This window comes from Defluviimonas sp. D31 (genome assembly GCF_033436765.1).
Lineage (GTDB): Bacteria > Pseudomonadota > Alphaproteobacteria > Rhodobacterales > Rhodobacteraceae > Albidovulum.
In genome coordinates, this window is sequence record NZ_JAWQFN010000007.1 from 103,254 (window position 1) to 129,289 (window position 26,036).

General features: G+C 66.9%; 25 protein-coding genes. 19 read left to right on the forward strand and 6 right to left on the reverse strand.

Annotation, left to right across the window (positions count from 1 at the left end; genetic code table 11):
* Positions 1–37 precede the first annotated feature (37 nt).
* Positions 38–2,182, reverse strand: coding sequence for a malate synthase G (locus tag R5H32_RS13650; RefSeq protein WP_318339236.1), 2,145 nt, complete (start codon positions 2,180–2,182; stop codon positions 38–40).
* 450 nt (positions 2,183–2,632) lie between these two features.
* Positions 2,633–3,541 carry a LysR family transcriptional regulator gene (locus R5H32_RS13655; RefSeq protein ID WP_318339237.1) on the reverse strand — a complete coding sequence of 303 codons (909 nt, stop codon included), beginning with the start codon at positions 3,539–3,541 and terminating at the stop codon, positions 2,633–2,635.
* 148 nt (positions 3,542–3,689) lie between these two features.
* On the opposite strand from R5H32_RS13655, the gene R5H32_RS13660 reads away from it, so the two are divergent.
* From R5H32_RS13660 to R5H32_RS13700, 9 genes are all read left to right on the forward strand, one after another.
* Positions 3,690–5,270 (forward strand): arylsulfatase, encoded by a 1,581-nt coding sequence (locus tag R5H32_RS13660; RefSeq protein WP_318339238.1) that lies wholly within the window; start codon positions 3,690–3,692, stop codon positions 5,268–5,270.
* 44 nt (positions 5,271–5,314) lie between these two features.
* The gene (locus tag R5H32_RS13665; RefSeq protein ID WP_318339239.1) at positions 5,315–6,145 is read left to right on the forward strand and encodes a DUF302 domain-containing protein; all 831 of its coding nucleotides are present in this window, start codon (positions 5,315–5,317) and stop codon (positions 6,143–6,145) included.
* Position 6,146: 1 nt separating this feature from the next.
* Entirely contained in the window at positions 6,147–6,548 is a 402-nt protein-coding gene (locus tag R5H32_RS13670) for a DUF4345 domain-containing protein (protein ID WP_318339240.1), read from the forward strand.
* A 259-nt stretch (positions 6,549–6,807) separates the two neighbouring features.
* The gene (locus R5H32_RS13675; protein ID WP_318339241.1) at positions 6,808–7,155 is read left to right on the forward strand and encodes a metalloregulator ArsR/SmtB family transcription factor; all 348 of its coding nucleotides are present in this window, start codon (positions 6,808–6,810) and stop codon (positions 7,153–7,155) included.
* Positions 7,145–7,621, forward strand: coding sequence for an SRPBCC family protein (locus R5H32_RS13680; protein ID WP_318339242.1), 477 nt, complete (start codon positions 7,145–7,147; stop codon positions 7,619–7,621). The genes R5H32_RS13675 and R5H32_RS13680 overlap by 11 nt, the downstream gene beginning before the upstream one ends.
* Positions 7,618–8,532 (forward strand): SRPBCC family protein, encoded by a 915-nt coding sequence (locus R5H32_RS13685; protein WP_318339243.1) that lies wholly within the window; start codon positions 7,618–7,620, stop codon positions 8,530–8,532. Before R5H32_RS13680 ends, R5H32_RS13685 begins: the two co-directional genes overlap by 4 nt.
* A gap of 30 nt (positions 8,533–8,562) precedes the next feature.
* Positions 8,563–11,133, forward strand: a complete 2,571-nt coding sequence (pepN, locus tag R5H32_RS13690) for an aminopeptidase N (protein ID WP_318339244.1) — start codon at positions 8,563–8,565, stop codon at positions 11,131–11,133.
* The gene (locus tag R5H32_RS13695; protein ID WP_318339353.1) at positions 11,126–11,836 is read left to right on the forward strand and encodes an SDR family NAD(P)-dependent oxidoreductase; all 711 of its coding nucleotides are present in this window, start codon (positions 11,126–11,128) and stop codon (positions 11,834–11,836) included. The genes pepN and R5H32_RS13695 overlap by 8 nt, the downstream gene beginning before the upstream one ends.
* A gap of 197 nt (positions 11,837–12,033) precedes the next feature.
* Positions 12,034–12,432 carry a hypothetical protein gene (locus R5H32_RS13700; RefSeq protein WP_318339245.1) on the forward strand — a complete coding sequence of 133 codons (399 nt, stop codon included), beginning with the start codon at positions 12,034–12,036 and terminating at the stop codon, positions 12,430–12,432.
* Between the two features lie 15 nt (positions 12,433–12,447).
* Here the strand turns inward: R5H32_RS13700 and R5H32_RS13705 are convergent, their stop codons facing one another.
* Positions 12,448–13,068, reverse strand: coding sequence for a transglycosylase SLT domain-containing protein (locus R5H32_RS13705; protein ID WP_412099026.1), 621 nt, complete (start codon positions 13,066–13,068; stop codon positions 12,448–12,450).
* 605 nt (positions 13,069–13,673) lie between these two features.
* On the opposite strand from R5H32_RS13705, the gene gatB reads away from it, so the two are divergent.
* From gatB to R5H32_RS13725, 4 genes are all read left to right on the forward strand, one after another.
* Complete coding sequence (gene gatB, locus R5H32_RS13710; RefSeq protein WP_318339247.1) at positions 13,674–15,185, forward strand: Asp-tRNA(Asn)/Glu-tRNA(Gln) amidotransferase subunit GatB; 1,512 nt, start codon at positions 13,674–13,676, stop codon at positions 15,183–15,185.
* A gap of 138 nt (positions 15,186–15,323) precedes the next feature.
* On the forward strand, positions 15,324–15,953 hold the full coding sequence (locus R5H32_RS13715) for an imm11 family protein (protein WP_318339248.1): 630 nt from the start codon (positions 15,324–15,326) through the stop codon (positions 15,951–15,953).
* Between the two features lie 162 nt (positions 15,954–16,115).
* On the forward strand, positions 16,116–16,472 hold the full coding sequence (locus R5H32_RS13720) for a DUF4177 domain-containing protein (protein ID WP_318339249.1): 357 nt from the start codon (positions 16,116–16,118) through the stop codon (positions 16,470–16,472).
* 70 nt (positions 16,473–16,542) lie between these two features.
* Positions 16,543–16,944 (forward strand): hypothetical protein, encoded by a 402-nt coding sequence (locus tag R5H32_RS13725; RefSeq protein ID WP_318339250.1) that lies wholly within the window; start codon positions 16,543–16,545, stop codon positions 16,942–16,944.
* 91 nt (positions 16,945–17,035) lie between these two features.
* Here R5H32_RS13725 and R5H32_RS13730 read toward each other — a convergent pair whose 3' ends face one another.
* The gene (locus R5H32_RS13730) at positions 17,036–17,293 is read right to left on the reverse strand and encodes a BolA family protein (RefSeq protein ID WP_318339251.1); all 258 of its coding nucleotides are present in this window, start codon (positions 17,291–17,293) and stop codon (positions 17,036–17,038) included.
* Between the two features lie 82 nt (positions 17,294–17,375).
* On the opposite strand from R5H32_RS13730, the gene R5H32_RS13735 reads away from it, so the two are divergent.
* Positions 17,376–18,005 (forward strand): DnaJ domain-containing protein, encoded by a 630-nt coding sequence (locus R5H32_RS13735; RefSeq protein WP_318339252.1) that lies wholly within the window; start codon positions 17,376–17,378, stop codon positions 18,003–18,005.
* A gap of 6 nt (positions 18,006–18,011) precedes the next feature.
* Here the strand turns inward: R5H32_RS13735 and R5H32_RS13740 are convergent, their stop codons facing one another.
* Positions 18,012–18,905: a LysR family transcriptional regulator gene (locus R5H32_RS13740; protein ID WP_318339253.1), complete on the reverse strand. Its 894-nt coding sequence runs from the start codon at positions 18,903–18,905 to the stop codon at positions 18,012–18,014.
* A 163-nt stretch (positions 18,906–19,068) separates the two neighbouring features.
* On the opposite strand from R5H32_RS13740, the gene R5H32_RS13745 reads away from it, so the two are divergent.
* A complete protein-coding gene (locus tag R5H32_RS13745) occupies positions 19,069–19,938 on the forward strand; it encodes a sulfotransferase domain-containing protein (protein WP_318339254.1) in 870 nt (289 codons plus the stop codon).
* A 110-nt stretch (positions 19,939–20,048) separates the two neighbouring features.
* Here R5H32_RS13745 and msrB read toward each other — a convergent pair whose 3' ends face one another.
* Positions 20,049–20,522, reverse strand: coding sequence for a peptide-methionine (R)-S-oxide reductase MsrB (msrB, locus tag R5H32_RS13750; protein WP_412099022.1), 474 nt, complete (start codon positions 20,520–20,522; stop codon positions 20,049–20,051).
* A gap of 205 nt (positions 20,523–20,727) precedes the next feature.
* On the opposite strand from msrB, the gene cobS reads away from it, so the two are divergent.
* The 4 genes from cobS to R5H32_RS13770 all read left to right on the forward strand — a co-directional run bounded on the left by cobS (position 20,728) and on the right by R5H32_RS13770 (position 25,997).
* Complete coding sequence (gene cobS / locus R5H32_RS13755; protein WP_318339255.1) at positions 20,728–21,714, forward strand: cobaltochelatase subunit CobS; 987 nt, start codon at positions 20,728–20,730, stop codon at positions 21,712–21,714.
* 85 nt (positions 21,715–21,799) lie between these two features.
* A complete protein-coding gene (gene cobT, locus R5H32_RS13760) occupies positions 21,800–23,668 on the forward strand; it encodes a cobaltochelatase subunit CobT (protein ID WP_318339256.1) in 1,869 nt (622 codons plus the stop codon).
* 116 nt (positions 23,669–23,784) lie between these two features.
* Positions 23,785–25,593 carry an aminopeptidase P family protein gene (locus tag R5H32_RS13765; protein WP_318339257.1) on the forward strand — a complete coding sequence of 603 codons (1,809 nt, stop codon included), beginning with the start codon at positions 23,785–23,787 and terminating at the stop codon, positions 25,591–25,593.
* A gap of 62 nt (positions 25,594–25,655) precedes the next feature.
* Positions 25,656–25,997, forward strand: coding sequence for a DUF427 domain-containing protein (locus R5H32_RS13770; RefSeq protein ID WP_318339258.1), 342 nt, complete (start codon positions 25,656–25,658; stop codon positions 25,995–25,997).
* Positions 25,998–26,036: the final 39 nt, after the last annotated feature.

Consider the following 26,036-nt stretch of genomic DNA (forward strand, 5'->3'; position numbering starts at 1 on the left):
CGGAGAGACCCCCCGGGGCCCTCGGGGGCAGCGCCCCCTACTCCGCCGCCTTCACCTCGGCCCGCCGCCGGTGCAGCACAGGCTCGGTATAGCCCGAGGGCTGCTCGCGGCCGAGGAACACGAGATCGCAGGCCGCCTGAAACGCGATCCCCTGGAACCCCGGCGCCATCGGCCGGTAGTCCGGATCGCCGGCATTCTGCCGGTCCACGACCGCGGCCATCTTCTTCAGAGCCTCCATCACCTGGTCCTTGGTCACCACCCCGTGATGCAGCCAGTTCGCCACGTGCTGGGCCGAGATCCGGCAGGTCGCGCGATCCTCCATCAGCCCGACATCGTTCAGATCCGGCACCTTGGAACAGCCCACCCCCTGATCGACCCAGCGCACGACATAGCCGAGGATGCCCTGGGCGTTGTTCTCGACCTCGCGCATGATCTGCGCCGGCGTCCACTTCCGGTAAGCGGCAAGCGGAATGTCGAGAAGCGTATCGACATAGGCCCGCCGCCCGCCCTTCTTCAGCTTCGCCTGGACGCCGAAGACATCGACCCTGTGGTAATGCAGCGCATGGAGCACCGCCGCCGTCGGCGAGGGCACCCAGGCGCAGTTCGCGCCTGCCTTCGGATGGTCGACCTTCTGCTCCAGCATCGCCGCCATCAGGTCGGGCATCGCCCACATGCCCTTGCCGATCTGCGCCCGCCCCGAGAGCCCGCATTCGAGCCCGATATCGACGTTCTGCGCCTCGTAGCCGGTGATCCAGGCCTTGCGCTTGATGAAGTCCTTGCGGCTGAACGGCCCCGCCTCCATCGAGGTGTGGATCTCGTCCCCGGTGCGGTCGAGAAAGCCGGTGTTGATGAAGCAGACCCGGTGGCGCGCCGCGCGGATGCATTCCTTGAGATTGACCGAGGTGCGCCGCTCCTCGTCCATGATGCCGATCTTCACGGTGTTTTGCGGCAGGCCCAGCGCCGCCTCGACGCGGGTGAAGGTCTCGTCGGCGAAGGCGACCTCCTCGGGCCCGTGCATCTTCGGCTTCACGACATAGACCGAGCCGTGATGCGAATTCCGCATCCCCCCGGTCTTCTTCAGGTCATGCATCGCAATGAGGACCGTCACCATCGCGTCCATCAGCCCCTCGAAGACCTCGCCGCCCCCGGCGTCGAGCACCGCCGGATTGGTCATCAGGTGACCGACGTTCCGCACAAGCATCAGCGCCCGGCCCTTCAGCGCGAATTCCGACCCGTCCGGCGCGGTCCAGACCCGGTCGGGCTCGAGCCGCCGGCTGACCTTCCGCCCGCCCTTCTCGAAGGTCTCCTCGAGGTCTCCCTTCATCAGGCCGAGCCAGTTGGCATAGGCCTGCACCTTGTCCTCGGCATCGACGCAGGCGACCGAATCCTCGCAATCCATGATCGCCGAGACCGCCGCCTCGAGCCTTACATCGGCAAGGCAGGCCTGGTCGCGGGCGCCGATGAAATGCGCCCGGTCGAAGATCAGCTCCACATGGAGCCCGTTGTTGCGCAGAAGCACCGCCTCCGGCGCGCGCGGATTGCCGCGGTAGCCCGCGAACTTCTCCGGATGCACCAAGGGCATGTCGTCGATCAGCAGCACGCCCTCCTTGACGTGGTAGCGCCGCACGTCGGCATGGCTCGTGCCTTCGATCGGGAAGGCCTCGTCGAGAAAGACCCGCGCCCGCGCCACGACCCGCGCGCCGCGGCCGCGCTCGTAACCGCCCTTCGGCGGCAGCGATCCCATAGCGTCGGTGCCGTAGAGGCAGTCGTAGAGGCTGCCCCAGCGCGCATTGGCAGCGTTGAGCGCATAGCGCGCATTGGTGATCGGCACGACGAGCTGCGGCCCCGGCACGGTGGCGATCTCGGGGTCGGTATTGGCGGTGTCGATCTCGAACTCCGGCCCCTCGGGCAGGAGATAGCCGATCTCGGCGAGGAAGGCCTTGTAGGCCTCGTGGTCATGGGGTTGCCCGCGCCGCTCGACATGCCAGGCGTCGATCTTCGCCTGCAATTCGTCGCGCCGCGCGAGAAGCGCGCGGTTCTTCGGCCCGAGCTCGGCCACGATTCCCGCGAAGCCCGCCCAGAACGCGTCCGCCTCGACGCCGGTCCCGGGCAGCGCGCGCCCCTCGATGAAGGTGGCCAGCTCCTCCGCCACCCGAAGCCCCTGCCGATCGACTCGCGCCATTGCCGCCCCTCCGCTTCCGCATACGACAGTATGCACTCGCATCCTTGCCGACGCAGAGGGAAGGTCAAGCCGGAAACGACGGGCGCGAGGCGGCCCACGGGACCCCGACAGAAGACTTTGGCCAAAGCATGAGGTTTGGGCGCGTCCGCTAACCGTGTTGGTCCGCTTCGAGCCCAATTTCTACCAATGCCGCGTGAAGCAGCAACGGTTGGTTTGGCTTCACTGTAGTTGGCTAACATCTGTGAACAGCTAAATGTCTGCAGTTCATTTCGACAGACACAATGGAAGATTTAGGGAAATGGCCACCCTGCAATTCCATGGTGGCTACCGCGAGGTCGGGTGATGCAACCAAACCGCAGCGCATTAGATTCGGGACTAGGAGCAACCTAATGCTAGATCTCTTCCAAACTTGGTAGATGAACCTCCTCTCAGCGGAACCATCGACCGGGGTCATTGGTCATGTCTGCCAACCAAACTTGCCCAGACAGCCTCGAGAGCGTCGGACACCTCTTGATTTTGGCGAACGACACTGATGTTCCACGGGATCTGACCTGCCACGTTGATCTCGTGCAACTTGCCCGAGGCAAGGCCTTCGGCAAAGTTTTCACGCATGCCGCCGCAGACATAGGTGCTGTCATCGATCAGATCGAGCAACAAAGCGTAGTCGTCGCATTCGACCGCCGGGATACGCTCCACCAGGCGTTTCGCAGTCTCGTCATCTCCCAGCGCTTTGGTGACCGTGTTGCGCCAGTGGCGGTGCAAGAATGGTGACAGGAGCGGGAAACGCAGGATTTCCGGCAGGCCATAGGGTCCGCCGCGCAGTAGCGGGTGGCCGGGCGCGGCAACGAAGATGACCGACCTTTTCTCGACCACCCGAACTTCAATGCCGTCGATCAGGGGCGTATGCGTCAGGTCTCCCACGAAGAGGTCGATCTCTCCGCGCTTCAGGGCAAGCATCGGCTCAAACGTTGCCCGCACATGCACCCTGAAACGAAGGCTCGGGAACCGGCGGGACGCCTCGCGCAGGGCCGGTGCGATCAGAGTCAGCGTTGTCAGGGGACCGCAGGCAACCCTCAGCAGGCCGCCCTGTGCTCCCTGCTGAATCTGGTGCGTTGCCTGATCAAAGCGCGCGATCGCCCGGTGCAGGTTCTGCGCGTGCCGAATGAACACCTCACCCGGACCCGTTGGGCGAACGGCGGTACGCCCGCGCATGAAAAGCCGAAATCCCGCATAGTCTTCGGCTGCCTTTATGTGACGTGAGAATGCGGCCGGAGACATTTTCAAAATGGTTGCAGCCTCCTGGAAACTCTCGCATTCCATGAGGGTGATCACTGCCGACAGGGCTTTGTGGTTGAGCATCACGCCGGTCTCTTGGTTGCACAACTCACAATCAAGATACCGATTTCTGCAAGTTTTTGCATCCCCTATCGCTCCGTGAACCGGGGCGTCTAAGTATTGGGTCCGAATGCGGTACACTTGCGCTGCCGAACCCAACGAGAGACAGAAAATGCTTGAGATACGCAGACTTGCCACGCTCATCGCCGCAACTTTTTCAGGAGCGCTGATCGCAGCGGTTTCTCCGGCGCTGGCAGACACGGGCAGGCCCAACATCCTGTTCATCATGGCCGACGACGTGGGCTGGGCTAGCCTGAGCAGCTATCATCAGGGCATCAAGAGCATTCAGACCCCGAACCTGGATCAACTGGCGCAGGAAGGCGTCCGGATGACCGATTATTACGCGCAGCCGTCTTGTACGGCCGGAAGGTCGGCCTTCATCACCGGGCAACTGCCGATCAGAACCGGCATGCATACGGTCGGGCTGCCGGGTGATCCGGTGGGCCTGTCACCCGATGACCCCACGCTCGCCGGACTGCTGCGGGATCTCGGGTACCGAACCGGGCAGTTCGGCAAGAACCACCTTGGCGATCGCAACGAATTCCTGCCGACCAACCGGGGCTTCGACGAGTTCTGGGGTTGGCTCTATCACCTGAACGCCATGGAATACTCTGAAGATCCCGACTGGCCGGGCGGCGAAGAGTTCGACAACCGGTTCGGCCCGCGTAACGTGGTGCACGCCTGGGCGACCGAGACCGAGGATCAAACCATCCATCCGCGCTGGGGCAAGGTGGGGTTTCAGAAGATCGAGGATGACGGCCCCCTGCCACGCGAACGCCAGCGGACGGTCGAGAACGAAGTGACCGCGCATACGATCGACTTCATCGAGCGCGCGGTAGAGGACAAAGAGCCGTTCTTTGTCTGGATGGCCCCCGCGCGCGCCCATGTCTGGACACATTTGAGCTCCGAATACGAGGCCATGCTGGGCAACGGGCGCGGGTTGCAGGACGTGATCATGAAGGAACACGACGACAATGTCGGCAAGGTTCTGGACCGGCTGGAAACCCTTGGCGTGGCAGAGAACACGATTGTCGTCTTCACCTCCGACAACGGCCCGGAAACGCTGACCTGGCCCGATGGCGGCACAACCCCGTTCCGGGGTGAAAAGGGCACGACCTGGGAGGGCGGATTCCGGGTGCCTGCGATCATCCGTTGGCCTGGTCAGGTTCCTGCGGCTCAGGTGAAGAACGGCATCTTCGACTCCCTCGACTGGCTGCCGACACTGGTTGCGGCCGCCGGCGGCCCCGAAGACCTGCCAGAGCGCCTGCGCGAAGGCTATCAGGGCTACAAGGTGCATCTGGACGGATACAACCAGCTGAGCTTCCTGACCGGGGCCGGCGAAAGCCGGCGCAAGGAGGTCTTCTATTATGAACGGACAGACTTGCAGGCCATCCGGTATGGCGACTGGAAGGCGCATTTCGTGGTCCAGAACCACGGCTGGGCGGGGGCGAAGGAAAAGCTGAACGCGCCTCTGCTGACCAACCTGCGCCGCGACCCCTATGAAAAGGCGATGGACGAATCCGGCATGTTCATCCGCTGGATGGGCGACAAGATGTGGGCCTTTGGACCGGCCAATGCCGTGGTACGCCAGCATCTTCAGTCTTTCCAGGCATTCCCGCCGCGCGGGACGGCACCGGCGAATGCCGCCGAGGTGGAAGCCCAGATCAACCAGGAAGGCGGCTTGTCGCAATGAGACCTCTCCATCTCGTCATTCCGTGTCTTGCAGTGGCGGTCAGCATGGCCGCCGGGCCTGCCCGCTCCGAACAGAACCACGCTCCCTCAGACGCGTTGTTCGGCCAGGTGATGTCGAATGTCGCCGCCGCGCAGAGCCTGGACATCATCGCCGAAATCGACCATTCGCGCCTTGCGGCCGAGGCGGGCGAGGAGATGCCTCCCTCGCGCGTCTTGATCTTTTCCGATCCGGAACTCGATGCCGCGCTGATGGCGATCGACCCTAGGATGGGGTTGGACCTGCCCTTGCGTATCCTGGCCTACGAGGTTGAGTCCGGGGGCGAAAGCAAGCTGCTGTATAGCGACGCTGCCTACCTTGAACACCGCTATGGGGTGACTTTGCCACAGGAACTCAGGGACCGCTACAAGGCCCGGATCGATACCGCGCTCGCCGGCATCGCGCCTGGGGATGTTACCGTGCTGGCCGCAGAGGGGTTGGACGGGGACGGGCTGATCACGCTTGAAAGCCCTCACGGCTTCGACGAAACACTGCGGCGTCTGCGCGAGGTTGTGTCCGCACAGGACGACACCGTTTGGTTCGGCGAGGTCGATTTCGACGAACGCGCCAGAGCTGCCGGAGTCGCGATAGGATCTGCACAGCTGCTGCTTTATGGCGGGCCAGGACCGGGCGGTCGGGCCATGGCGAATGCGCCCAGCCTCGGGCTCGATGCGTTCTGCCAGAAGGTTCTGGTCCTACAGGACAAGGATGGCAGGGTGCGCGTGATCATGAACGATCTTCTGGCTCTCGCCGAGCGCCATGATGTCCGCAAATCCCTGCCGGCGCGGGTTATCAATCGGCGAATTCAGAAGACTTTCGCTGACGCGCTGGAGAATTGATATGGTTGAGAGAAACAAGCTGCAATCTGCATTCCTGCTTGTAACCGCAGCAGGCCTTACCCCCATCGCGCTGTCCTATGGCTTCGCTCCGGGCGCCAGCCTGCCTTGGCTGTTTGGTATCGATGCCGATGGTGTCAACACCCGCCACATCTTTCGCGCGGTGATGGGGCTTTATCTCGCGCTGGTCGGCTTTTGGATCACAGGCGCATTTCGCGCGGATCTTCGTATTCCGGCACTCTGGAGCCTCCTGATCTTCATGGCCGGCCTGGCTTTGGGCCGCCTTCTGAGCCTCGTCGTTGACGGGTGGCCGCAACCTCTTCTGACCCTCTACATGGTGCTCGAATTCGCCTTCGCCGGTATCGCATGGCTCCTGCTGCGCAATGTCGGTCATGATCCGGAGTGAAAGAACTGAGATCACGTCGCAGATCGACCACTGATCACAATACTTCGCGAGCATGCGTTCCGAGGCAGGTTAGCTTGAGCTCGTTGCAAGAATTTCCAAAATTCGGTTCCTCTGAGAAAACCCGCCATTAACTTCACATTAGTGAACGACAGCTTAGTCCGCAAAGCGGACGGGCACGATTTGCGGACACTCTTGAGTTTTCGTTGCGCGACTCGCGGGCCCGGGATACTTAGGCATCTTACTAAGTATAGAGATGCAGATGAACCTCTCCCTGGGCCAGCTCGACCTTCTCTTCCAGGCGCTCGGCGATCCGACCCGCCGCGCGATCCTCGAACGGCTGGCGCGCGGCCCCGCAACAGTGACCGAGCTTGCCGCCCCGTTCGACATGGCGCTGCCCTCGTTCCTCGGCCATGTCCGCAAGCTCGAAAACTCGGGCCTCGTCACGACCGCGAAGGACGGCCGCAGCCGCACCGTGACCCTCGTCCCCGGCGCCTTCACGCCGGTGCGCTCCTGGCTCGAAGAGCAGCGCGCGCTCTGGGAAGGCCGGCTCGACCGCCTCGATGCCTATGTCCAGACCCTCATGCAGGAAAAGCGCGATGACCCTTGACCTCGATCCCGATCTCGACCTCGTCCTGACCCGGACGCTTGCCGCCCCGCGCGCGCTTCTCTTCGAATGCTGGACCTTGGAGCGGCACCTTCCGCATTTCTTCGTGCCACGCCCGCATCGCGTCACCCATTGCCGCCTCGATCCGCGCGCCGGCGGCGCCTTCGAGACGACCTTCGAGGTCGACGGGCAGGAGATGCGGAACAACGGCGTCTATCTGGAGGTGATCGAGAATGAGAAGCTCGTCTTCACGGATGGCTACACCGAAGGCTGGAAGCCCGCGCCCGACCCTTTCATGACCGCCATCGTCCTTTTCGAGGACGCCGGCGAAGGCCGCACGACCTACACCGCCATCGGTCGCCACCGCTCGGCCGAGAAGGCCGAGGCGCACCGGGCAATGGGCTTCCACGAGGGCTGGGGCACCGTCGCCGACCAGCTCGAGGCCTACGCGCGGGGGCTGATGACATGACCGCCCCGGCCAGCTTTTCGACCCTTGCGTTCGAACGCAAGGTGGCCGCGCCGCCAGCCACGCTATGGCAGGCCTGGACCGACCCCTCCATGCGCGCCCTCTGGGCCGCCCCGAGCGCGGAGGTGACCGTCGACTTCCTTCAGGCCGACACCCGCGTCGGAGGCCGCGAGATATCCCTCTGCCGTGCGAAAGGGCAGCCCGACATCCGCTGCGAGGTCGGCTGGCTCCTGCTCGCGCCGCCGCGCCACAGCGTCAACTACGAGGTCCTGCAATCCGGCGGGCACACCCTCTCGACCGCGCTCGTCACGGCGGAAATCGCGCCCGAGGCCGACGGAAGCCGCCTTCGGGTGACGGTTCAGCTCTCCTCGGCGGCCGAGGACATGGAGACCGGCTACCGGCAGGGCTTCGGCGCCGGCCTTGACAACCTGATACGGCTGTCCGGGCGCATGATGGTCTTCGAACGCGACATCGCGGCGCCCCTCGACACGGTCTGGGCCGCCTGGACCGATCCCGCGGCGCTGCCGCAATGGTGGGGGCCGAACGGCTATTCCTGCCGCACCGCGCGCATCGACCTCCGCGAGGGCGGCGAATGGGTCTTCGACATGATCGGGCCGGACGGCACCGTCTATCCCAACCACCACCGCTACACCCGCCACGTCCCCCGCGCCCGGATCGACTACACCTTGCACTGGGGCGAGAACGGTCCCAAGCACGCCGACGCCTCGGTCAGGTTCGAGGATCACGGCGGCCGCACCCGGGTCACGCTGACGATGATCTTCGCGACGGCGGCGGAATATGACGCGGCGAAGGGCTTCGGCGCGGTGGAGCTTGGCCAGGAGACGCTCGGCAAGCTCGCGGCCTACGTCGGGGCAAGCCGGGCACCGGTTGCGGCGCCCGAAGGGAAGGCCTAACGTCCGCGCAAAGTCCTGCCGGAGTGCCCCATGAAAGACGCCGCGCCGCAGCCGACGCTGCTTGCCGACTACCAGCCCTACCCCTTCACCGTGACCGGGGTCGAGCTGACCTTCCGCCTCGCGCCCGCGGCGACGCGCGTCATCGCGAAGATCGGCTTCGCGCCCAACCCCGAGCGCCCCGGCCGCCACGACATGCGCCTCGACGGCGAGATGCTGACGCTGATCTCGGCCGCGGTCGACGGCCGCCCGCTCTCGCCCACGATCGACGGCGCGGGCCTCACGGTTCCCGCCTCCGCGCTGCCCCAGGGCCCCTTCACCTGGGAGGCCGAGGTCGAGATCGACCCCAGGGGCAACACCGCGCTCGAAGGTCTCTACATGTCGGGCGGCAGGTACTGCACCCAGTGCGAGGCCGAGGGCTTCCGCAAGATCACCTTCTACCCCGACCGGCCCGACGTGATGGCGCCCTTCAGGGTGCGGATCGAGTCGGACATGCCGGTGCTGCTGTCGAACGGCAACCCGACCGCCGAGGGCGAGGGCTGGGCCGAATGGACCGACCCCTGGCCGAAGCCCGCCTATCTTTTCGCCCTCGTCGCGGGTGACCTCGCCGCGGTGCGCGACAGCTTCACCACGATGTCCGGCCGCAAGGTCGATCTCGCGATCTGGGTCCGCGACGGCGACCAGGACCGCTGCCCCTACGCGATGGACAGCCTGATCCGCTCGATGAAGTGGGACGAGGAGGCTTACGGGCGCGAATACGACCTCGACGTCTTCAACATCGTCGCCGTCGACGACTTCAACATGGGCGCGATGGAGAACAAGGGGTTGAACATTTTCAACTCAAAACTCGTTCTGGCGAGCCCTGAGACCGCCACAGATGCAGATTTCGAACGTATCGAGGGGGTGATCGCCCACGAGTACTTCCACAACTGGACCGGCAACCGCATCACCTGCCGCGACTGGTTCCAGCTCTGCCTGAAGGAGGGGCTGACGGTCTTCCGCGACCAGCAGTTCACCTCCGAGATGCGCTCCGCGCCGGTGAAGCGGATCGACGACGTGCTGACCTTGCGCGCCCGCCAGTTCCGCGAGGACATGGGCCCATTGGCCCACCCGGTCCGCCCCGACAGCTATTTCGAGATCAACAATTTCTACACCGCAACCGTCTACGAGAAGGGGGCCGAGGTCATCGGCATGCTCAAGCGTCTCGTCGGCGAGGACGGCTACCGCAAGGCGCTTGACCTCTATTTCGACCGCCACGACGGCGATGCCGCCACGATCGAAGACTGGCTCAAGGTGTTCGAGGACGCGACCGGACGGGATCTGACGCAGTTCAAGCGCTGGTACACCGATGCCGGCACCCCGCGCCTCGCGGTCACGGAGGACTGGCTGGACGGAACCTACACGCTCACCTTCGCCCAGAAGATCCAGCCCACGCCCGGACAGGACGTGAAGGCGCCGCGCGTGATCCCGATCGCGGTCGGCCTTCTCAACCCCAATGGCGACGAGGTCGTGCCCACGACCGTGCTCGAGATGACCGAGGCCACCCAGAGCTTCCGCTTCGAGGGGCTCGCCGCCCGGCCCGTCCCCTCGCTCCTGCGCGGCTTCTCCGCCCCCGTGGTGCTCGACCGCACGGTGGAGCCGGCCGAGCGCGCCTTCCTCCTCGCCCATGACACCGATCCCTTCAACCGGTGGGAGGCGGGCCGCGCGCTCGCCAAGGACGTGCTGCTCACGATGATCGCCGGCGGGGCCGAGCCAGACGGCGGCTTCATCGACGGGCTCGGCCGGCTTCTCGGCGACGAGACGCTCGACCCCGCCTTCCGCGCGCTCTGCCTGCGGCTCCCGTCCGAGGACGACCTCGCCCAGACGCTCCACGATGCCGGACGGGTGCCCGATCCCGCCCGCATCCACGGCGAACGCAAGCGCCTCGCCACCGCCATCGCCCGGCGGCTCGAAACCCCGCTCGCCGGCACCTACGCGTCGATGGCGACGCCGGGCGCCTTCTCGCCCGACGCCGCCTCGGCCGGCCGCCGGGCGCTCCGGCTCGCTTGCCTCGGACTCCTGAACCGGATCGACGGCGGCGACCGCGCGGCGGCGCTTTACGCCGATGCCGGCAACATGACCGAGACCGCCGGCGCGCTCGCCTGCCTGATCGAGGCCGGGCGCGGTGAGGCGGCGTTGAACGCCTTCTACGACCGCTGGAACGGCAACCGCCTCGTGATCGACAAGTGGTTCATGATCCAGCTCCTCCATTCCGCCCCGGACAAGACCGCCGCGACCGCCGAGCGGCTCTCCCAGCATCCCGATTTCGACTGGAAGAACCCCAACCGCTTCCGCGCGCTGATGGGGGCGCTTTCGGCCAACCATGCGGGCTTCCACGATGCCTCGGGCGCGGCTTACCGCTTCTACGCCGACTGGCTTCTGAAGCTCGACCCGGTCAACCCCCAGACCACCGCCCGCATGTCCACCGCCTTCGAGACCTGGGCCCGCTACGACGCCGACCGCAAGGCTCTGATCCGGACCGAGCTTACCCGCATCCTCCACCACCCGAGCCTGTCGCGCGACACCCGCGAGATGGTGACCCGGATCCTCGGTGCCGATGCGTAGGGCCGCGCTGGTCACCGGCGCCGCGGACGGGGTCGGGCAGGAAACCGCCCGGCTGATGGCGAAGGCCGGCTGGGACATCGCGGTCCACTACCACCGGAACCGCGCCGGGGCCGAAGCCACCGCCCGCGCCGTGGCTGAGGCCGGCGGCCGGGCCGAAGTGCTGCAGGCCGATCTCTCCGAACCGATGGCGCCGCAGGGGCTGATGGCGGCCTGCGGCGCGGCCTTCCCGCGCCTTGACGCCCTCGTCAACAATGCCGGCATCACCGATGCCGCCGCCCGCGTCGAGGAGATCACGCCCGCGCGGCTCACCCGCATGTTCGCCGTCAACCTCACCGCGCCCTTCCTCCTCGCGGGCCTCGCCGCGCGGCGCATGTCGACCCGGCACGGCGGCGAGGGCGGCGTCATCGTCAACGTCTCCTCGGTCGCCGCCCGGCTCGGCGCGGCCGGGCGATATGTCGACTACGCCTCGGCCAAGGCCGGGCTCGACATCCTGACGAAGGGCCTCGCCGAAGAGGTCGCGGCCGAGGGCATCCGCGTCGTCTCGATCCGCCCCGGAACGGTCGGGACCGGCACCCCCGCCGAGACGGTCCAGGTGGACCGCCCCGGCCGGCCGGACGAGATCGCCAAGGCCATCGTCTGGCTCTCCTCGGACGAGGCCTCCTGCGTCACCGGAACGGTCCTCGACATCAACGGCGGGCGCTGAGCCGCGAATCGCCCATGCCGCGCGCCGACCCGGTTCCGATTGGTGACGCTTCCGACACCAATCCCGACCGAAAAATAACACTGTATACGTCGCGGAATGTCGCAAAAGGTCGGGAATGCCGCCATGCATCGCGCGCCTCCGCTGTGATATGCTTGGTTTGTGGTGGGTGGAGTCTGACGTTGCCAAGCGATTCCTTCATGAAACGCAGCCAGGGGCGGCGCCCCCGGACCTATCTTGCGCTCGGCGTCGGCATGGCCGCGGCCTATGCGGCCGTGAAGTACGATCTCGGCGCGCTGACCCTTGGTCTCGCGGTAGTCTATCTTGCGCTGGTCCTGCGCCGGTTGATCCTCAACCCGGCCACCGGATTCCGGCTCGGCCAGACCCGGATCGACTGGTTCACCGAGAAGGGCACCGAGAGCGCCGCGCTCACCGATCTCATCGGCGTCACGATCGCGCGCAATCCCGAGGGCCGCACGGTCTGCACCCTGACGCTGCGCGGCGGCCGCGCGATCACGCTTTCGGGCGTCGAGGATCTCGATCCGAAGCGGCTGATCCGCGAATTCATGCGCCGCGGCGTTCCGACGCAGGCCTGCTGACCGAAGCGCGCCGCCTCAGGCGTCGGTATTCCCGCAATAGCTCTGCTGGCTGGTCCACTGCGCCATGTCGGCGCGTTTCGCGGCCGAGCGCATCGGCGCCCAGTCGCGCGCCACGCCGCGCCAGCCGCCGGTGCCGTCCGAGACGATGGCCCCGTCGCGCCCGACCTGTCGCGCCGCGATCTTGACCGCGCAGGCGAGGTTCGCGCCGCCATCGGTCAGCCCGGCCGTATCGGCCGCGTCGCAGTCATAGGCCCGCGCGGTCTGCGGCGCGATCTGCATCAGGCCGATCCACTGGCCGCCGCCGCCCTTGGCCTTGGGATTCCAGGTGCTCTCATGCTTGGCCAGCGCCGAGAAGAGACCCGCCCAGAACGCCCGCCGCTCGGGCATCGTCGCCTCGACGTAGTTCGGGCAGAAGGTCTCGATGTCGGCCGGCACCGTCGAGGCCAGAACCGCCCCCTCCGCCCTCAGCGCCTCGAGCGTCGCCGCGGTCCATTCCGCTGCCTCCGGCCGGTGGTCCCAGCGCATCGCCGGGAGGAACGCGGCCTGATCGACCGTGCCGCCGGACTCCACGCAGGCAGCCGGAAGCAGGGCGAGAACGAAGGCCAGCGGGCGGGCCAGGGGCGGGAACGATGCCATCGGATCGGCAGCCATGTTGCACCGGACCCTCGTGCCGGCGCCGGGCAGTTTCTTCAAAACCCGTCCTCGCGCAACCAACGCGCATGAGCATCGGCGGATAACCGCCTGAATTCCCCCGCTTCGGCTGCGGCCCCGCTCCGGGGCCGGACGCCGTCAGGATGCATCCGAGCCAGTCCTGCTTGGACTTTCCGCGCCGCCCTGCGCCGCCCGCGTCTGCCCTTGCCCATGCGCCGCGCCGCCGCCCTGGCTGTGGATGCTTTTGCCTTTCATGCCGGGGCGGCCGCCACATTCCGCCGTCGCGGCCCGCGCCGCCCCTTCCGAATCTCTCGCCTCGAATCGACCCGGCGGGGCCGCCCGGACCGGACGCTCGCCGCATCGTGACCCCGGCGTGACGGCCGCATCGGCTATGGCTGGGACGCCGAAAGGAGCCCCGATGCACCATATCGCCCTCGCCCTCGCGCTCGGCCCCGCCCCGGTCGCCAGGCGCCAGAGTCTATGGGCGACGCGGCGGGACGCGCTCCTCGCATGAGCGCAGGCACGGGAACCCTTGTCGCCCCCCGCACGCTACCTTAGAAAGCGGGCCGGACAGCCGAAGGACCAAGCCCATGCTCGACCTGACCTTTGAGACCCCGAAACCCAAGGTGATTTCCGGCGCCAAGGAGGACTGGGAGCTGGTGATCGGCCTCGAAGTCCACGCCCAGGTCTCCTCGAAGGCCAAGCTCTTCTCCGGCGCCTCGACCGAATTCGGCGCCGAGCCCAATTCCAACGTCGCCTTCGTCGACGCCGCCATGCCCGGCATGCTGCCCGTCATCAACGAGTTCTGCGTCGCCCAGGCGGTCAAGACCGGCCTTGGCCTCAAGGCCGCGATCAACCTGCGTTCCGCCTTCGACCGCAAGAACTACTTCTACCCCGACCTGCCGCAGGGCTACCAGATTTCGCAGCTCTACCACCCGATCGTCGGCGAGGGCGAGGTGATCGTCGACATGGGTCCGGGCATCGCCCGCCGCGTCCGGATCGAGCGCATCCACCTCGAACAGGATGCCGGCAAGTCGATCCACGACCTCGATCCCACCATGTCCTTCGTCGACCTCAACCGCACCGGCGTGGCACTCATGGAGATCGTCTCGCGCCCCGACATCCGGGGGCCGGAGGAGGCGGCGGCCTACGTCGTCAAGCTCCGCCAGATCCTGCGCTACCTCGGCACCTGCGATGGCAACATGCAGAACGGCAACCTCCGCGCCGACGTCAACGTCTCGGTCTGCCGGCCGGGCGATTACGAGAAATATCAGGCGACGCAGGACTTCTCGCATCTCGGCACGCGCTGCGAGATCAAGAACATGAACTCCATGAGGTTCATCCAGCAAGCCATTGAATTCGAAGCGCGCCGCCAGATCGCGATCATCGAGGACGGCGGCAAGGTGGTGCAGGAAACCCGGCTCTACGATCCCGACAAGGGCGAGACGCGCTCGATGCGCTCGAAGGAAGAGGCGCATGACTACCGCTACTTCCCCTGCCCCGATCTGCTACCCCTGGAGATCGAGCAGGACTGGGTCGACGGTATCGCAAAGTCGATGCCCGAGCTTCCCGACGCCAAGAAGGCACGGTTCGTGACTGACTACGGCATGACCGAATACGACGCCAACGTGCTGACGGCGGAAGTCGAGAACGCCGCCTTCTTCGAGGCGGTGGCCAAGGGCCGCGACGGCAAGCAGGCCGCGAACTGGGTCATCAACGAGCTTTTCGGCCGCCTCAACAAGGAAGGCCACGCGATCGCCGAGAGCCCGATCTCGGCCGCCCAGCTCGGCGGTGTGCTCGACCTCATGGCCAAGGGCGAGATCTCCGGCAAGATGGCCAAGGACCTCTTCGAGATCCTCTGGACCGAGGGCGGAGACCCGGCCGAGGTCGCGGCCAAGCACGGCATGAAGCAGGTCACCGACACCGGCGCCATCGAGGCCGCGGTGGACGAGGTGATCGCCGCCAACCCCGCGCAGGTGGAAAAGGCCCGGGCCAACCCGAAGCTCGCCGGCTGGTTCGTCGGCCAGGTCCTGAAGGCCACCGGCGGCAAGGCCAACCCGGCCACGGTCAACGAGCTGGTGGCGAAAAAGCTCGGGCTCTGAGCCCGAGCCAGCCCCCGCATCCCGGCGACACTCCCCGTCAATCCGGGCCGGATTTCCGGCCCGCGCGCCACACTTTCGCCCGCTCCTTCGGTCACAGACCGGGAACCGGACAGCGGATCCGGCACCGGGAGAGTGACGATGACCGAGACAGTCTGGCTGAGCGTGGCGCCGCAGAAATCGCAGATCAGTTCCAAGTTCACGATGGAAGACCGGGTCGTTCCGGCAGCAGTGCGTGAGGACAATGCAATGGCCCATCGGGGAGGGGGGCATCTGGCCCCCGACCTTCTGCCGCAGAAGGCCATCGAGCAAGTGGGCCACAAGATCAAACGATTGCCCAATCTATTCAAGATCAACGGCTTTCTCTGCGTGACGGAAAAGGCTGCGGCGGTGCTGCGCGCCCATGATCTGGGCGGTGGCGGGCTCTATCCGCTGGAACTGGTGCGGCGCGACGGGGTGACGCCGGTGCCGGGGCAGTTCTGGGCGCTGAATTTCGGCGCGAAGAAGAACGCGCTGAGTATCGAGGAGAGCCGGAATATCCACGGCCATCCCCAGCATGGGTTCAGCCCCGAACTCTGGGCAAAGGACGATGACATCGCGGTCACTCCGAACGCGCTCGAAGGTGCCGATATCTGGGGCGACGAGCTGGTGGATACCGGCTTCTTCGTCAGCCCGAACCTCGGCGCCGCGCTTCACAAGGCCGGGCTCGCCAAGGCTTTTCACCTGATGCGCTGCCGCGTGGTCCGAGACCGAACCGGGCACCCGGAATGACCCACCACCGACGGCGCAAAAGCGATTTTTTTCAAACGGTTACCGGACTTTCCTGCGAGGATTTCCGCCGACCACCCGAAGCCTGCCTCGCCGTCACCCTTGCCGAAATGCCTCGCTTCGGCTAAGTGGCGCAGGTCCCGCCCGAGGTGCGAAGAGGCCCAGATGCAGACTTTCGAATACAAGGTCGTCCCCGCCCCCAACCGGGGTGAGAAGGCGCCGGGGCTCAAGACGCCGGGCGACCGCTTCGCCCATGCGCTGGCGCAGCTGATGAACGACCTCGCCCGCGACGGCTGGGAATATGTCCGCGCCGACACGCTGCCGTCGGAGGAACGCGCCGGCATCACCCGCCGCACCACGGTCTACCACTCGGTCCTCGTCTTCCGCCGCCCGCGCGGCGAAAAGCAAGCCGAGGAGGCGCCGCGCCGGCTTCTCGCGGTCGATGCCCCCACCGGCCGGGCGCCGCGTCTGCGCCACGAGGGCGAGGCGCGTGTGCCGGGCAGCGACGCCAATCGCGACTGACGCCCCTCTGGCGATTGTGTCCGCGCCATTTCACGGCGATACTCGCGCTCCACAGATGCTGGAGGCGCCCATGATCGCGATCCTGAAGATCGTCCACCTGCTTGCGCTCTCGGTCGGGCTCGGCGGCGGCGTCGCCACGCTGATCGTGCGCTGGACCGCTGCCAAGGCCGACCCCGCGCTCGGCGGACGGATCGCGCTCCGGATCAGCCGCGCGGGTTTCCTCGCGGTCCTCGTGCTCTGGGCCACCGGGATCGCGCTCGCCACCCGCGCCGAAGCCGACGGCCTGACGCTCGGGCTCTTCTTCTGGCTCAAGATCGCCGCGGCTGTCGTCCTGACCGGGGCGATGCTGACGCTGCAGGTCCGGGCGCTGAGGCCCGGCCCCGAGGTCGCCGCCCTCGCCCGCCTGCTCTCGCCGCTGATGCTCGGCGCCTCGACGCTCGCGGTGGTCTTCGCCGTCCTCGCCTTCGGCTGAACCGCCCCCGCCGGACCCTTGCGCTTCCCTCCCCCCTCGTGGGGGAGGGGGGCCGTCCGGCCCCGGCGCCGCGCCTTTCGGTGAGGGCGGTCTAACCCGCGACGTCGATCGCCAGCGCGTGGATCCGGCCGACAAGTTCGGGCCCGATCGCGGCATGGACCGCCCGGTGCCGCGCGACCCTTCCCATCTCCGCGAAGGCCGGCGCGCGGATCACCACGCGGAAATGGGTCTCGCCGCCCTCGCGCCAGCCGCCGTGGCCGCGATGGGACTCGCTCTCGTCGATGACCTCCAGCCGCTCCGGCGCGAAGGCCGCCTCGAGCCGCGCGTGGATTTCCGCCCTCACCGCCATTTTTTCACCTGCCCCCTTCAATGCGCCGCGAAATGCCCTAAAATTGGCACCCCGAGTCGGAAAGGCAATAGACGAAGACACCATGACCAGACCCGACCCTTTCGGTTTCGATATCTCTGCCGCTTCAGACAAGAAGAAGCGCACCAAGGGCCGTCGCGGCATGTCCGGCGCCTTCGAGACGTCGAGCCGCGAATGCGAACATGCCGGCTGCACCGAAACCGGCCAGTACCGTGCGCCGAAGTCGCCCGACCAGCTCGACGAGTACTTCTGGTTCTGCAAGGAGCACATCCGCGAGTACAACCTGAAGTGGAACTTCTTCCAGGGCACGACCGAAGACGAGTTCCAGAAATTCCTCGACAAGGACCGGGTCTGGGGCCGCGAGACCAAGCCCTTCGCCAAGAAGGGCACCGAGGACCGTGCCTGGGCACGGCTCGGCATCGAGGATCCGATGGAGATCCTCGGCGCCAATGCCACCCAGAACCCCGGTCGCGCCGCGGTGGGCCGCAAGCTGCCGCCGACCGAACGCAAGGCGCTCGAGATCCTCGAGGCGAAGGACAGCTGGACCAAGGTCGAGATCCGCAAGCAGTACAAGAGCCTCGTCAAGGACCTGCATCCCGACATGAACGGCGGTGACCGCTCGGACGAGGATCGGCTGCAGGAGGTCGTCTGGGCCTGGGACCAGATCAAGGACAGCCGCAACTTCAAGGACTGAGCGCCCTCAGCCGCGCAACGCGCGCCGCCGCGCCCTGAGCCGCCCGGCCGCCATCGTCATGAAGGCCGCGACGCGGGGCACGCGGCGCTTCTCCGTCGTCGTGATCAGCCAGAGATGGCTGACCATCTCGGGCGGCGGCGCGAAGCATCGCTGAAGGTCGCGCTCGCCGTCGCCGTGAAAGCAGGGCAAGGCTCCAACCCCGACGCCCGCGCGCAGGACGCCCGTGAGGTTCATGATCGTGTTCGAGACCCCGGAAACCCGCGCGGGATCGGCATGGGCCATGAACCACAGCGAGCCCCACCGTTCCGCGACCCGCCCGCCGACGGCCACGACGGCGTGGTTTCCAAGATCCGCTGCCGAAGCGGGAACGCCATTGCGGGCGGCGTAGTCGTGGCTGCAATAGGCGATCCAGCCGACATCGGCGACCCCGAAGCCCCAGAGCCGTTCGTCGATCCCGCCGTCCGATGCGCGGACGGCGACATCCGCCTCACCGCGCAGAAGATCGAGCACGTTTTCCGAACTGTCGTATTCGATCTTCACGTCGGGATGGTCGCGCCGGAACTCGGCGACGATCGGCGCGACGAGGTGGTTGAAGACGACCTCGGGCGCGGTGACGCGGATCTGCCCCGCAAGCGTCCGCTTCAATCCCCTCGCGAGCCGCGCGAGATCCTCGGCCTGGCTCTGCATCGGCTCCGCCGCCGCCGCGAGCAGCCGTCCCGCCTCGGTCAGGCGGAAGCCCTGCGGCGTCCGCTCGAACAGCGCGAGCCCCAAAGGGTGCTCCAGAACATCCATCCGCCGACTGACCGTGGTCTGGTTGAGCCGAAGTGCTGCCGCGGCGGCACGGGTCGATCCGGCCTCGGCTACGGCGAGAAACAGGCGGACGTCGTTCCAGTCGAACATGCCAGCCACTGCGGAAATGCAGAACGGTTCATCATTATCCCGAATTCCCGATTCTGCACAGGTCCGGCACAAATCCACTACCCGGCGCGGCCCGCGCCATCGCCCCGAGAGAGGAAACACCGTGACTTACCACTTCCCCTATTACCCCGTGAAGACACGGTAAATGCACAACCACCACACGGATTCGACGATCTGGAACGACTTCCGTTTCCGCGACGACGACATCGTCATCTCGACCTATGCCAAGTCCGGCACGACCTGGACGCAGCAGATCGTCTGCCAGCTGATCTTCCAGGGCACCGAGGGGCTCGACGTGGCCGCCATGTCGCCCTGGCTCGACCTCCGTGTGCCCGCGCGGGAAGAGAAGCTCGCCGCGCTCGAGGCGCAGACCCACCGGCGCTTCGTCAAGACCCATCTGCCGGTCGATGCGCTCGTCTTCTCGCCGAGCGCCCGGTACATCTATATCGGCCGCGACGGGCGCGACGTCGCGTGGAGCATGTACAACCACCACGCCACCGCCAACGACTTCTGGTACGAGGTGCTGAACGAGACGCCGGGCCGCGTCGGCCCCGCGATCGGGCGCCCCCCGGCGTCGATCCGCGCCTACTTCGCCGACTGGATGCAGCGGGACGGTCATCCCTTCTGGCCCTACTGGGACAACATCCGGACCTGGTGGGCGGTGCGCCACCTGCCGAACGTACATTTCACGCATTTCGAGGCGCTGAAGGCCGACATGCCGGGCGAAATCCGCAAGATTGCGGACTTCCTCGGGATCGCGGTCGATCCCGCGAAATGGGATGCCATCCTCGACCATTGCAGTTTCGACTACATGAAGGCCCATGCGCCTACGGTCGTGCCGCTCGGCGGCGCCTTCTGGGAGGGCGGCGCGCCGACCTTCATCAACAGGGGCGCGAACGGGCGCTGGCAGTCGGTCCTGAGCGAGGCGGAAAGCGCGCGCTACGAGGCCCGGGCGCTTCTGGAACTCGGCCCCGACTGCGCGGCCTGGCTCAAGACCGGGCGCCACCCGGGCTGACGCTTGACGGACCGGAAAGGCGTGACAGATCCCGGCGCTGTTCCGCACGGGACAGGATCGGAGCCGGCCGGTTGCCCGAGGAGCGCCCGTCGCGCCTCGCCGGCGCCCGGTCACGCCGCCCTGAACACCAGCGCCAGCCCGTTCATGCAATAACGCTTGCCGGTCGGTTTCGGCCCGTCGTCGAAGACATGGCCGAGATGGCCGCCGCAGCGGCGGCAATGGACCTCGGTCCGCCGCCCGAGGAGCCCCCAGTCCGGCTTCGTGCCGACCGCGTCCGGCAAGGGCTCCCAGAACGAGGGCCAGCCGGTGCCGCTGTCGTATTTCGTTTCCGAGGAATAGAGCGGCAGGTCGCAGCCCGCGCAGTAATAGGTGCCCGCGCGCTTCTCGTCGTTCAGCGGGCTTGTATAGGCCCGCTCGGTCGCCTCCTCGCGCAGCACCCGGTACTGCGCCGGGGTCAGGAGCTTCCTCCACTCCGCCTCGCTGCGCGTGATCTCGAAGCCCTCGGCCGCCGTGATCCGCCCGGCGCCGGCCCAGAACGCCAGCCCCGCCGCGCCGAGCGCGAGCATTCCCCTGCGTGTCGGCATCCCAAGTCTCCCTGCGTCATCCCTATCGTCAGAGCCGATCATGCCCCGGATCGCGCGGCCGCCGGGTAAAACCTGCGCGAAACCCGGTCGCAATCGCGTGATGTCGCAATCGGACGCCCGGATTTCGCCGCCGCTCTTGCGCGCCCGGACGTTATGCTCCATCAAAGCGCCGTGGCGCGTCCGGGGGCCGACGCGCGGTCAGGACATGGCGGACAAGATGCTCGACACGATAGCGAAACCCACCGAGGAAATCTCCGTCCGGGAGGTCTTCGGCATCGACACCGAGATGAAGGTCAAGGGCTTTCCCGAGAAGACCGACCGCGTGCCGGAGATCGACCCGACCTACAAGTTCGACCCCGACACCACGCTCGCGATCCTCGCCGGCTTCGCCTACAACCGCCGCGTCATGATCCAGGGCTATCACGGCACCGGCAAGTCGACCCATATCGAGCAGGTCGCCGCGCATCTGAACTGGCCCTGCGTACGGGTCAACCTTGACAGCCACATCAGCCGGATCGACCTCATCGGCAAGGACGCGATCAAGCTCCGCGACGGCAAGCAGGTGACCGAGTTCCACGAGGGCATCCTGCCCTGGGCGCTTCGGAACCCCGTCGCCATCGTCTTCGACGAATACGATGCCGGCCGCGCCGACGTGATGTTCGTGATCCAGCGCGTGCTGGAGCATGACGGCAAGCTGACGCTCCTCGACCAGAACGAGATCATCACGCCGCACCCCTCGTTCCGCCTCTTCGCGACCTCGAACACCGTGGGCCTCGGCGACACGACCGGGCTCTACCACGGCGTCCAGCAGATCAACCAGGCGCAGATGGACCGCTGGTCGATGGTGGCGACGCTGAACTACCTTTCGCACGACGCCGAAAGCGCCATCGTTCTGGCCAAGAACCCGCATTACAACACCGAGAAGGGCCGCAAGACGATCTCCCAGATGGTCACCGTCGCCGACCTCACCCGCACCGCCTTCATGAACGGCGACCTCTCGACGGTGATGAGCCCCCGGACGGTGATCAACTGGGCCCAGAACGCCGAGATCTTCCGCAACACCGGCTACGGCTTCCGGCTCACCTTCCTCAACAAGTGCGACGAGCTCGAACGCCAGACCGTGGCCGAGTTCTACCAGCGCTGCTTCGACGAGGAACTCCCCGAGAGCGCGGCGAGCCAGAGCATACGGTAACTCAAAGCTGAAGTAAGGTGGGTTCCAACCCGCCTTACCGGGATGTGGGTTCAAACCCACCTTACGCAGGACCGCCGGAAAAGCGATGACCCAACGCTCCGACAACCCCGCCGATCCGTTCAAGAAGGCGCTGGCCGAGGCCACCAAGACGATGGCCGACGACCCTGACCTGACGGTCTCCTATTCCGTCGATCCGCCGGGCATGACCGCCGACACGATGCGGCTGCCGCAGGTCTCGCGCCGGATGACGCGCGAGGAAGTGCTGATCGCCCGCGGCACGGCGGACGCCTTCGCGCTCCGCCACCGCCACCACGACGCCAAGGTCGCAGCGAAATACCTGCCCCAGGGCCAGATGGCGCGCGACCTCTTCGAGGCGATGGAGACCGCCCGCTGCGAGGCGGTGGGCGCGCGGGCCATGCCGGGCACGCTCGGCAATATCGACGCCAAGATCGGCGCGGAGGCCGAGCGCAAGGGCTATTCCCAGATCCGCTCCGCGCAGGAGGCACCCTTGGCGCAGGCGGCGGGCTATCTCGTCCGCCACCTCGCGACCGGGCGCAAGATGCCCGGCGGCGCCCAGAACGTGATGGAGCTCTGGCGCCCCTTCATCGAGGAGCAGGCCGGCGGCACGCTCGACCGTATCGACGACGTGCTGGCCGACCAGGCCGCCTTCGCCCGCCTCGCCCGGCAGGTGATCAAGGATCTCGGCTACGGCGACCAGCTCGGCGACGACCCGGACATGGAGGACGAATCCGAGGGCGACGAGGCCCAGGAGGAAGAGCAGGAAAGCCCCGAGAGCGAGGAAGGCGAGGACCAGTCCGAGGAATCGGAAGCCAGCCCCGAGCAGTCCCAGGACGAACAGGACGACCAGTCCCAGGCCGAAGTCACCATGGATGACATGGCCGAGATGGAGGACGGCGACGACGCCGAGATGCCCGAGGGCGAGGCCCCGTTGGAGCCGCCCCCGCCCCCGCCGCATTCCGACGCCGATCCGAACTATTCCGTCTACACCACGGATTTCGATGAGGAAATCAAGGCCGAGGACCTGGCCGAGCCGGCCGAGCTCGAACGCCTGCGCGCCTATCTCGACCAGCAGCTCGAACCCCTGAAGGGCGCGGTCTCGCGGCTCGCCAACAAGCTCCAGCGGCGGCTTCAGGCGCAGCAGAACCGGTCTTGGGAGTTCGACCGCGAGGAAGGCATCCTCGACGCCGGCCGCCTCGCCCGCGTCGTCGCCAACCCGACGACGCCGCTGTCGTTCAAGGTCGAGAAGGACACCGAGTTCCGCGACACCTGCGTGACGCTCCTGATCGACAATTCCGGCTCTATGCGGGGCCGGCCGATCTCGATCGCCGCGATCTGCGCCGACGTCCTCGCCCGCACGCTCGAACGCTGCCAGGTCAAGGTCGAGATCCTCGGCTTCACCACCCGCGCCTGGAAGGGCGGCCAGAACCGCGAACGCTGGCTCGCGGCCGGGCGGCCGGCGCAGCCGGGACGGCTCAACGATCTGCGCCACATCATCTACAAGCCCGCCGACGCGCCGTGGCGGCGGACCCGGCCCAACCTCGGGCTGATGATGAAGGAAGGGCTCCTGAAGGAGAACATCGACGGCGAGGCGCTGGAATGGGCGCACCGGCGGATGATCGGGCGGCCCGAGCAGCGCAAGATCCTGATGGTGATCTCCGACGGCGCGCCGGTCGACGATTCGACCCTGTCGGTCAACCCGGCGAACTACCTCGAGAAGCACCTGCGCGACGTGATCGCGATGGTCGAGAAGCGCAAGGCGGTGGAGCTGATCGCCATCGGCATCGGCCATGACGTGACCCGCTACTACCAGCGCGCGGTGACGATCACCGATGTCGAGCAGCTGGCGGGCGCGATGACCGAACAGCTCGCCGCGCTTTTCGACACCGACCCCAGGGCGCGGGCACGGGTGATGGGGATGAAGAAGGCGGGCTGAGCCCCGCCCCTACCTCTCACGAGCGTCTGTACGAAAGCTGCACGCTTGCTGTACGGAAGACAGACGCAAATCAGACGCATGCCGCCCCTTTCGGACGGCGTTGGGAGAGTGTGCCCATGTTCCAGAGTTTCAAGTCCACCGCCCGCCCGGAACAGGGCCCGCCCCGCCTTGCCGCCCTCCGCACGGTGATCGACGAGGCCGGTCTCGACGGCTACATCGTGCCGCGCGCGGATGCCCATCAGGGCGAATACGTCGCCCCCGCCGACGCCCGTCTCGCCTGGCTCACCGGCTTCACCGGCTCGGCCGGATTCTGCATCGCGCTGCGGAAAATCGCCGGGGTCTTCGTCGACGGCCGCTACCGGACGCAGGTGAAATCGCAGGTCGATACCGGGGCCTTCACCCCGGTTCCCTGGCCCGAAGTGAAGCCGGGCAACTGGCTCAAGGACCAGCTTCCCGACGGCGGCCGCATCGGCTTCGACCCGTGGCTGCACACGAAAAAGGAGATCGAAGAGATCGAGGCCGCACTCAAGGGCAGCGGCATCGCGCTCTGCCCCGAGCGCAACTTCGTCGACCTGATCTGGGCCGACCGCCCCGCACCGCCGCTCGGGCCGGTGGCGATCCAGCCCCTCGACCATGCCGGCGAGACGGCCGAGGCCAAGCGCATCCGGCTTGGCGCCGAACTGGCCTCGGCGGGGCAGGAATCGGCGGTGCTGACGCTGCCCGATTCGATCTCGTGGCTTCTCAACATCCGCGGCTCCGACATCGAGCGGAACCCGGTCGTGCAGGCCTTCGCTATCCTCCACGCGACCGGGCGGCTCACGCTTTTCATCGCGCCCGAAAAGCTCTCCGACGCGGTCCGCGCCCATCTCGGCCCCGACGTCACGCTGCGCCCGCCCGCAGCCCTCGCCCCGGCCCTGCGCACCCTCACCGGCCCGGTCCGCCTCGACCGCGCCACCGCGCCCCTGCAGGTGGCGCTGGAGCTCGAGACCGCCGGCATCGAGATCGCCTGGGGCGCCGATCCCTGCCTCCTGCCCAAAGCGAAGAAGAACGCCGCCGAGATCGCCGGGATGGAGGAGGCGCATCTCAGGGACGGCGCGGCGATGGTCGAGTTCCTCGCCTGGCTCGACGCCGAGGCGCCGCAGGGCGGGCTGACCGAGATCGACGTGGTCCGCGCGCTCGAAGGCTTCCGACGCGCAACGAACGCGCTGAAGGAGATCAGCTTCGAGACGATCTGCGGCGCGGGCCCCAACGGCGCCATCATGCATTACCGGGTGACGGAGGAGACCAACCGGCCACTGAAGCCCGGCGAGATCGTGGTGATCGATTCCGGCGGCCAGTATCTCGACGGCACGACCGACATCACCCGCACCGTCTCGGTGGGACCAGTGGACCCCGAGGCCAGGGCCGCCTTCACCCGCGTGCTGCAGGGCATGATCGCGATCTCGCGCCTGCGCTGGCCGAAGGGCGTGGCCGGTGCCCATCTCGATTCCATCGCGCGCTACAACCTCTGGCTCGCCGGTCAGGACTTCGACCACGGCACCGGCCACGGTGTGGGCGCCTATCTCTCGGTCCACGAGGGGCCGCAGCGGCTGTCGCGGACCGGCGAGGTGCCGCTCGAGCCCGGCATGATCCTCTCGAACGAACCCGGTTACTACCGCGAGGGCGCCTTCGGCATCCGGATCGAGAACCTGATCCTTGTCGAAGAGGCAGCGCCCCTGCCGGGCGGCGACGCCCATCGCAAGATGCTTGCCTTCCGCACGTTGACCTTCGTGCCGATCGACGTCCGCCTGATCGACGCCCAGGCCTTGACCGAGGCCGAACGGGCGTGGATCAATGCCTACCACGCGGAGGTCGCGGACCGGATCGGTCCGCGAGTCTCGGTGCCCGCGCGCGACTGGCTTGCGACGGCGACGAAACCGGTCTGACACATTCCTGAAGGACTGTTCGGCGAGGATTGGGCCCCGATCGGGCCAGATGGAGGTATGAGATGACAGACCAGATGCGGATCTACATGGCGGAGGGCACCTGGGTCGTGCGCGCCGCTGGCGCAGTGATCGGCGAGAGCACCCGTGCGCTCGAACTCAGCGGTCCCGGCGGCGCGCCCGTGATCTACTTTCCGCGCGAAGATATCGCCATGGCCTTCCTCGACCGCAGCAACAAGCAGACGGCCTCCCCCGTCCTCGGCACGGCCAGCCACTACACGATTGCCGCCAAGAGCGGCCCGATCGCTGACGCGGCTTGGAGCTACGAATCCCCGGTCGCGGGGATGGAGGCGATCGCGGGCCATCTCGCCTTCTCCCTGGACAAGGTAACCGTCGAGCGACTCTGACCTCGATTTTCTGCGAAAAATCAACGAATTTTCGTAGAA

Bases quoted from the DNA above. Each gene is read 5' to 3' on its own strand.
- cobS (WP_318339255.1), top strand. From the start codon at position 20,728: ATGGCGGACAAGATGCTCGACACGATAGCGAAACCCACCGAGGAAATC.
- R5H32_RS13765 (WP_318339257.1), top strand. From the start codon at position 23,785: ATGTTCCAGAGTTTCAAGTCCACCGCCCGCCCGGAACAGGGCCCGCCC.
- R5H32_RS13745 (WP_318339254.1), top strand. From the start codon at position 19,069: ATGCACAACCACCACACGGATTCGACGATCTGGAACGACTTCCGTTTC.
- R5H32_RS13680 (WP_318339242.1), top strand. From the start codon at position 7,145: ATGACCCTTGACCTCGATCCCGATCTCGACCTCGTCCTGACCCGGACG.
- R5H32_RS13655 (WP_318339237.1), bottom strand. From the start codon at position 3,541: ATGCTCAACCACAAAGCCCTGTCGGCAGTGATCACCCTCATGGAATGC.
- R5H32_RS13705 (WP_412099026.1), bottom strand. From the start codon at position 13,068: ATGGCATCGTTCCCGCCCCTGGCCCGCCCGCTGGCCTTCGTTCTCGCC.
- R5H32_RS13675 (WP_318339241.1), top strand. From the start codon at position 6,808: ATGAACCTCTCCCTGGGCCAGCTCGACCTTCTCTTCCAGGCGCTCGGC.
- R5H32_RS13665 (WP_318339239.1), top strand. From the start codon at position 5,315: ATGGCCGCCGGGCCTGCCCGCTCCGAACAGAACCACGCTCCCTCAGAC.
- R5H32_RS13720 (WP_318339249.1), top strand. From the start codon at position 16,116: ATGCAGACTTTCGAATACAAGGTCGTCCCCGCCCCCAACCGGGGTGAG.
- R5H32_RS13700 (WP_318339245.1), top strand. From the start codon at position 12,034: ATGAAACGCAGCCAGGGGCGGCGCCCCCGGACCTATCTTGCGCTCGGC.
- R5H32_RS13730 (WP_318339251.1), bottom strand. From the start codon at position 17,293: ATGGCGGTGAGGGCGGAAATCCACGCGCGGCTCGAGGCGGCCTTCGCG.
- msrB (WP_412099022.1), bottom strand. From the start codon at position 20,522: ATGCCGACACGCAGGGGAATGCTCGCGCTCGGCGCGGCGGGGCTGGCG.
- R5H32_RS13695 (WP_318339353.1), top strand. From the start codon at position 11,126: ATGCGTAGGGCCGCGCTGGTCACCGGCGCCGCGGACGGGGTCGGGCAG.
- R5H32_RS13670 (WP_318339240.1), top strand. From the start codon at position 6,147: ATGGTTGAGAGAAACAAGCTGCAATCTGCATTCCTGCTTGTAACCGCA.
- R5H32_RS13735 (WP_318339252.1), top strand. From the start codon at position 17,376: ATGACCAGACCCGACCCTTTCGGTTTCGATATCTCTGCCGCTTCAGAC.
- pepN (WP_318339244.1), top strand. From the start codon at position 8,563: ATGAAAGACGCCGCGCCGCAGCCGACGCTGCTTGCCGACTACCAGCCC.
- cobT (WP_318339256.1), top strand. From the start codon at position 21,800: ATGACCCAACGCTCCGACAACCCCGCCGATCCGTTCAAGAAGGCGCTG.
- R5H32_RS13715 (WP_318339248.1), top strand. From the start codon at position 15,324: ATGACCGAGACAGTCTGGCTGAGCGTGGCGCCGCAGAAATCGCAGATC.
- R5H32_RS13770 (WP_318339258.1), top strand. From the start codon at position 25,656: ATGACAGACCAGATGCGGATCTACATGGCGGAGGGCACCTGGGTCGTG.
- R5H32_RS13650 (WP_318339236.1), bottom strand. From the start codon at position 2,182: ATGGCGCGAGTCGATCGGCAGGGGCTTCGGGTGGCGGAGGAGCTGGCC.
- gatB (WP_318339247.1), top strand. From the start codon at position 13,674: ATGCTCGACCTGACCTTTGAGACCCCGAAACCCAAGGTGATTTCCGGC.
- R5H32_RS13725 (WP_318339250.1), top strand. From the start codon at position 16,543: ATGATCGCGATCCTGAAGATCGTCCACCTGCTTGCGCTCTCGGTCGGG.
- R5H32_RS13685 (WP_318339243.1), top strand. From the start codon at position 7,618: ATGACCGCCCCGGCCAGCTTTTCGACCCTTGCGTTCGAACGCAAGGTG.
- R5H32_RS13660 (WP_318339238.1), top strand. From the start codon at position 3,690: ATGCTTGAGATACGCAGACTTGCCACGCTCATCGCCGCAACTTTTTCA.
- R5H32_RS13740 (WP_318339253.1), bottom strand. From the start codon at position 18,905: ATGTTCGACTGGAACGACGTCCGCCTGTTTCTCGCCGTAGCCGAGGCC.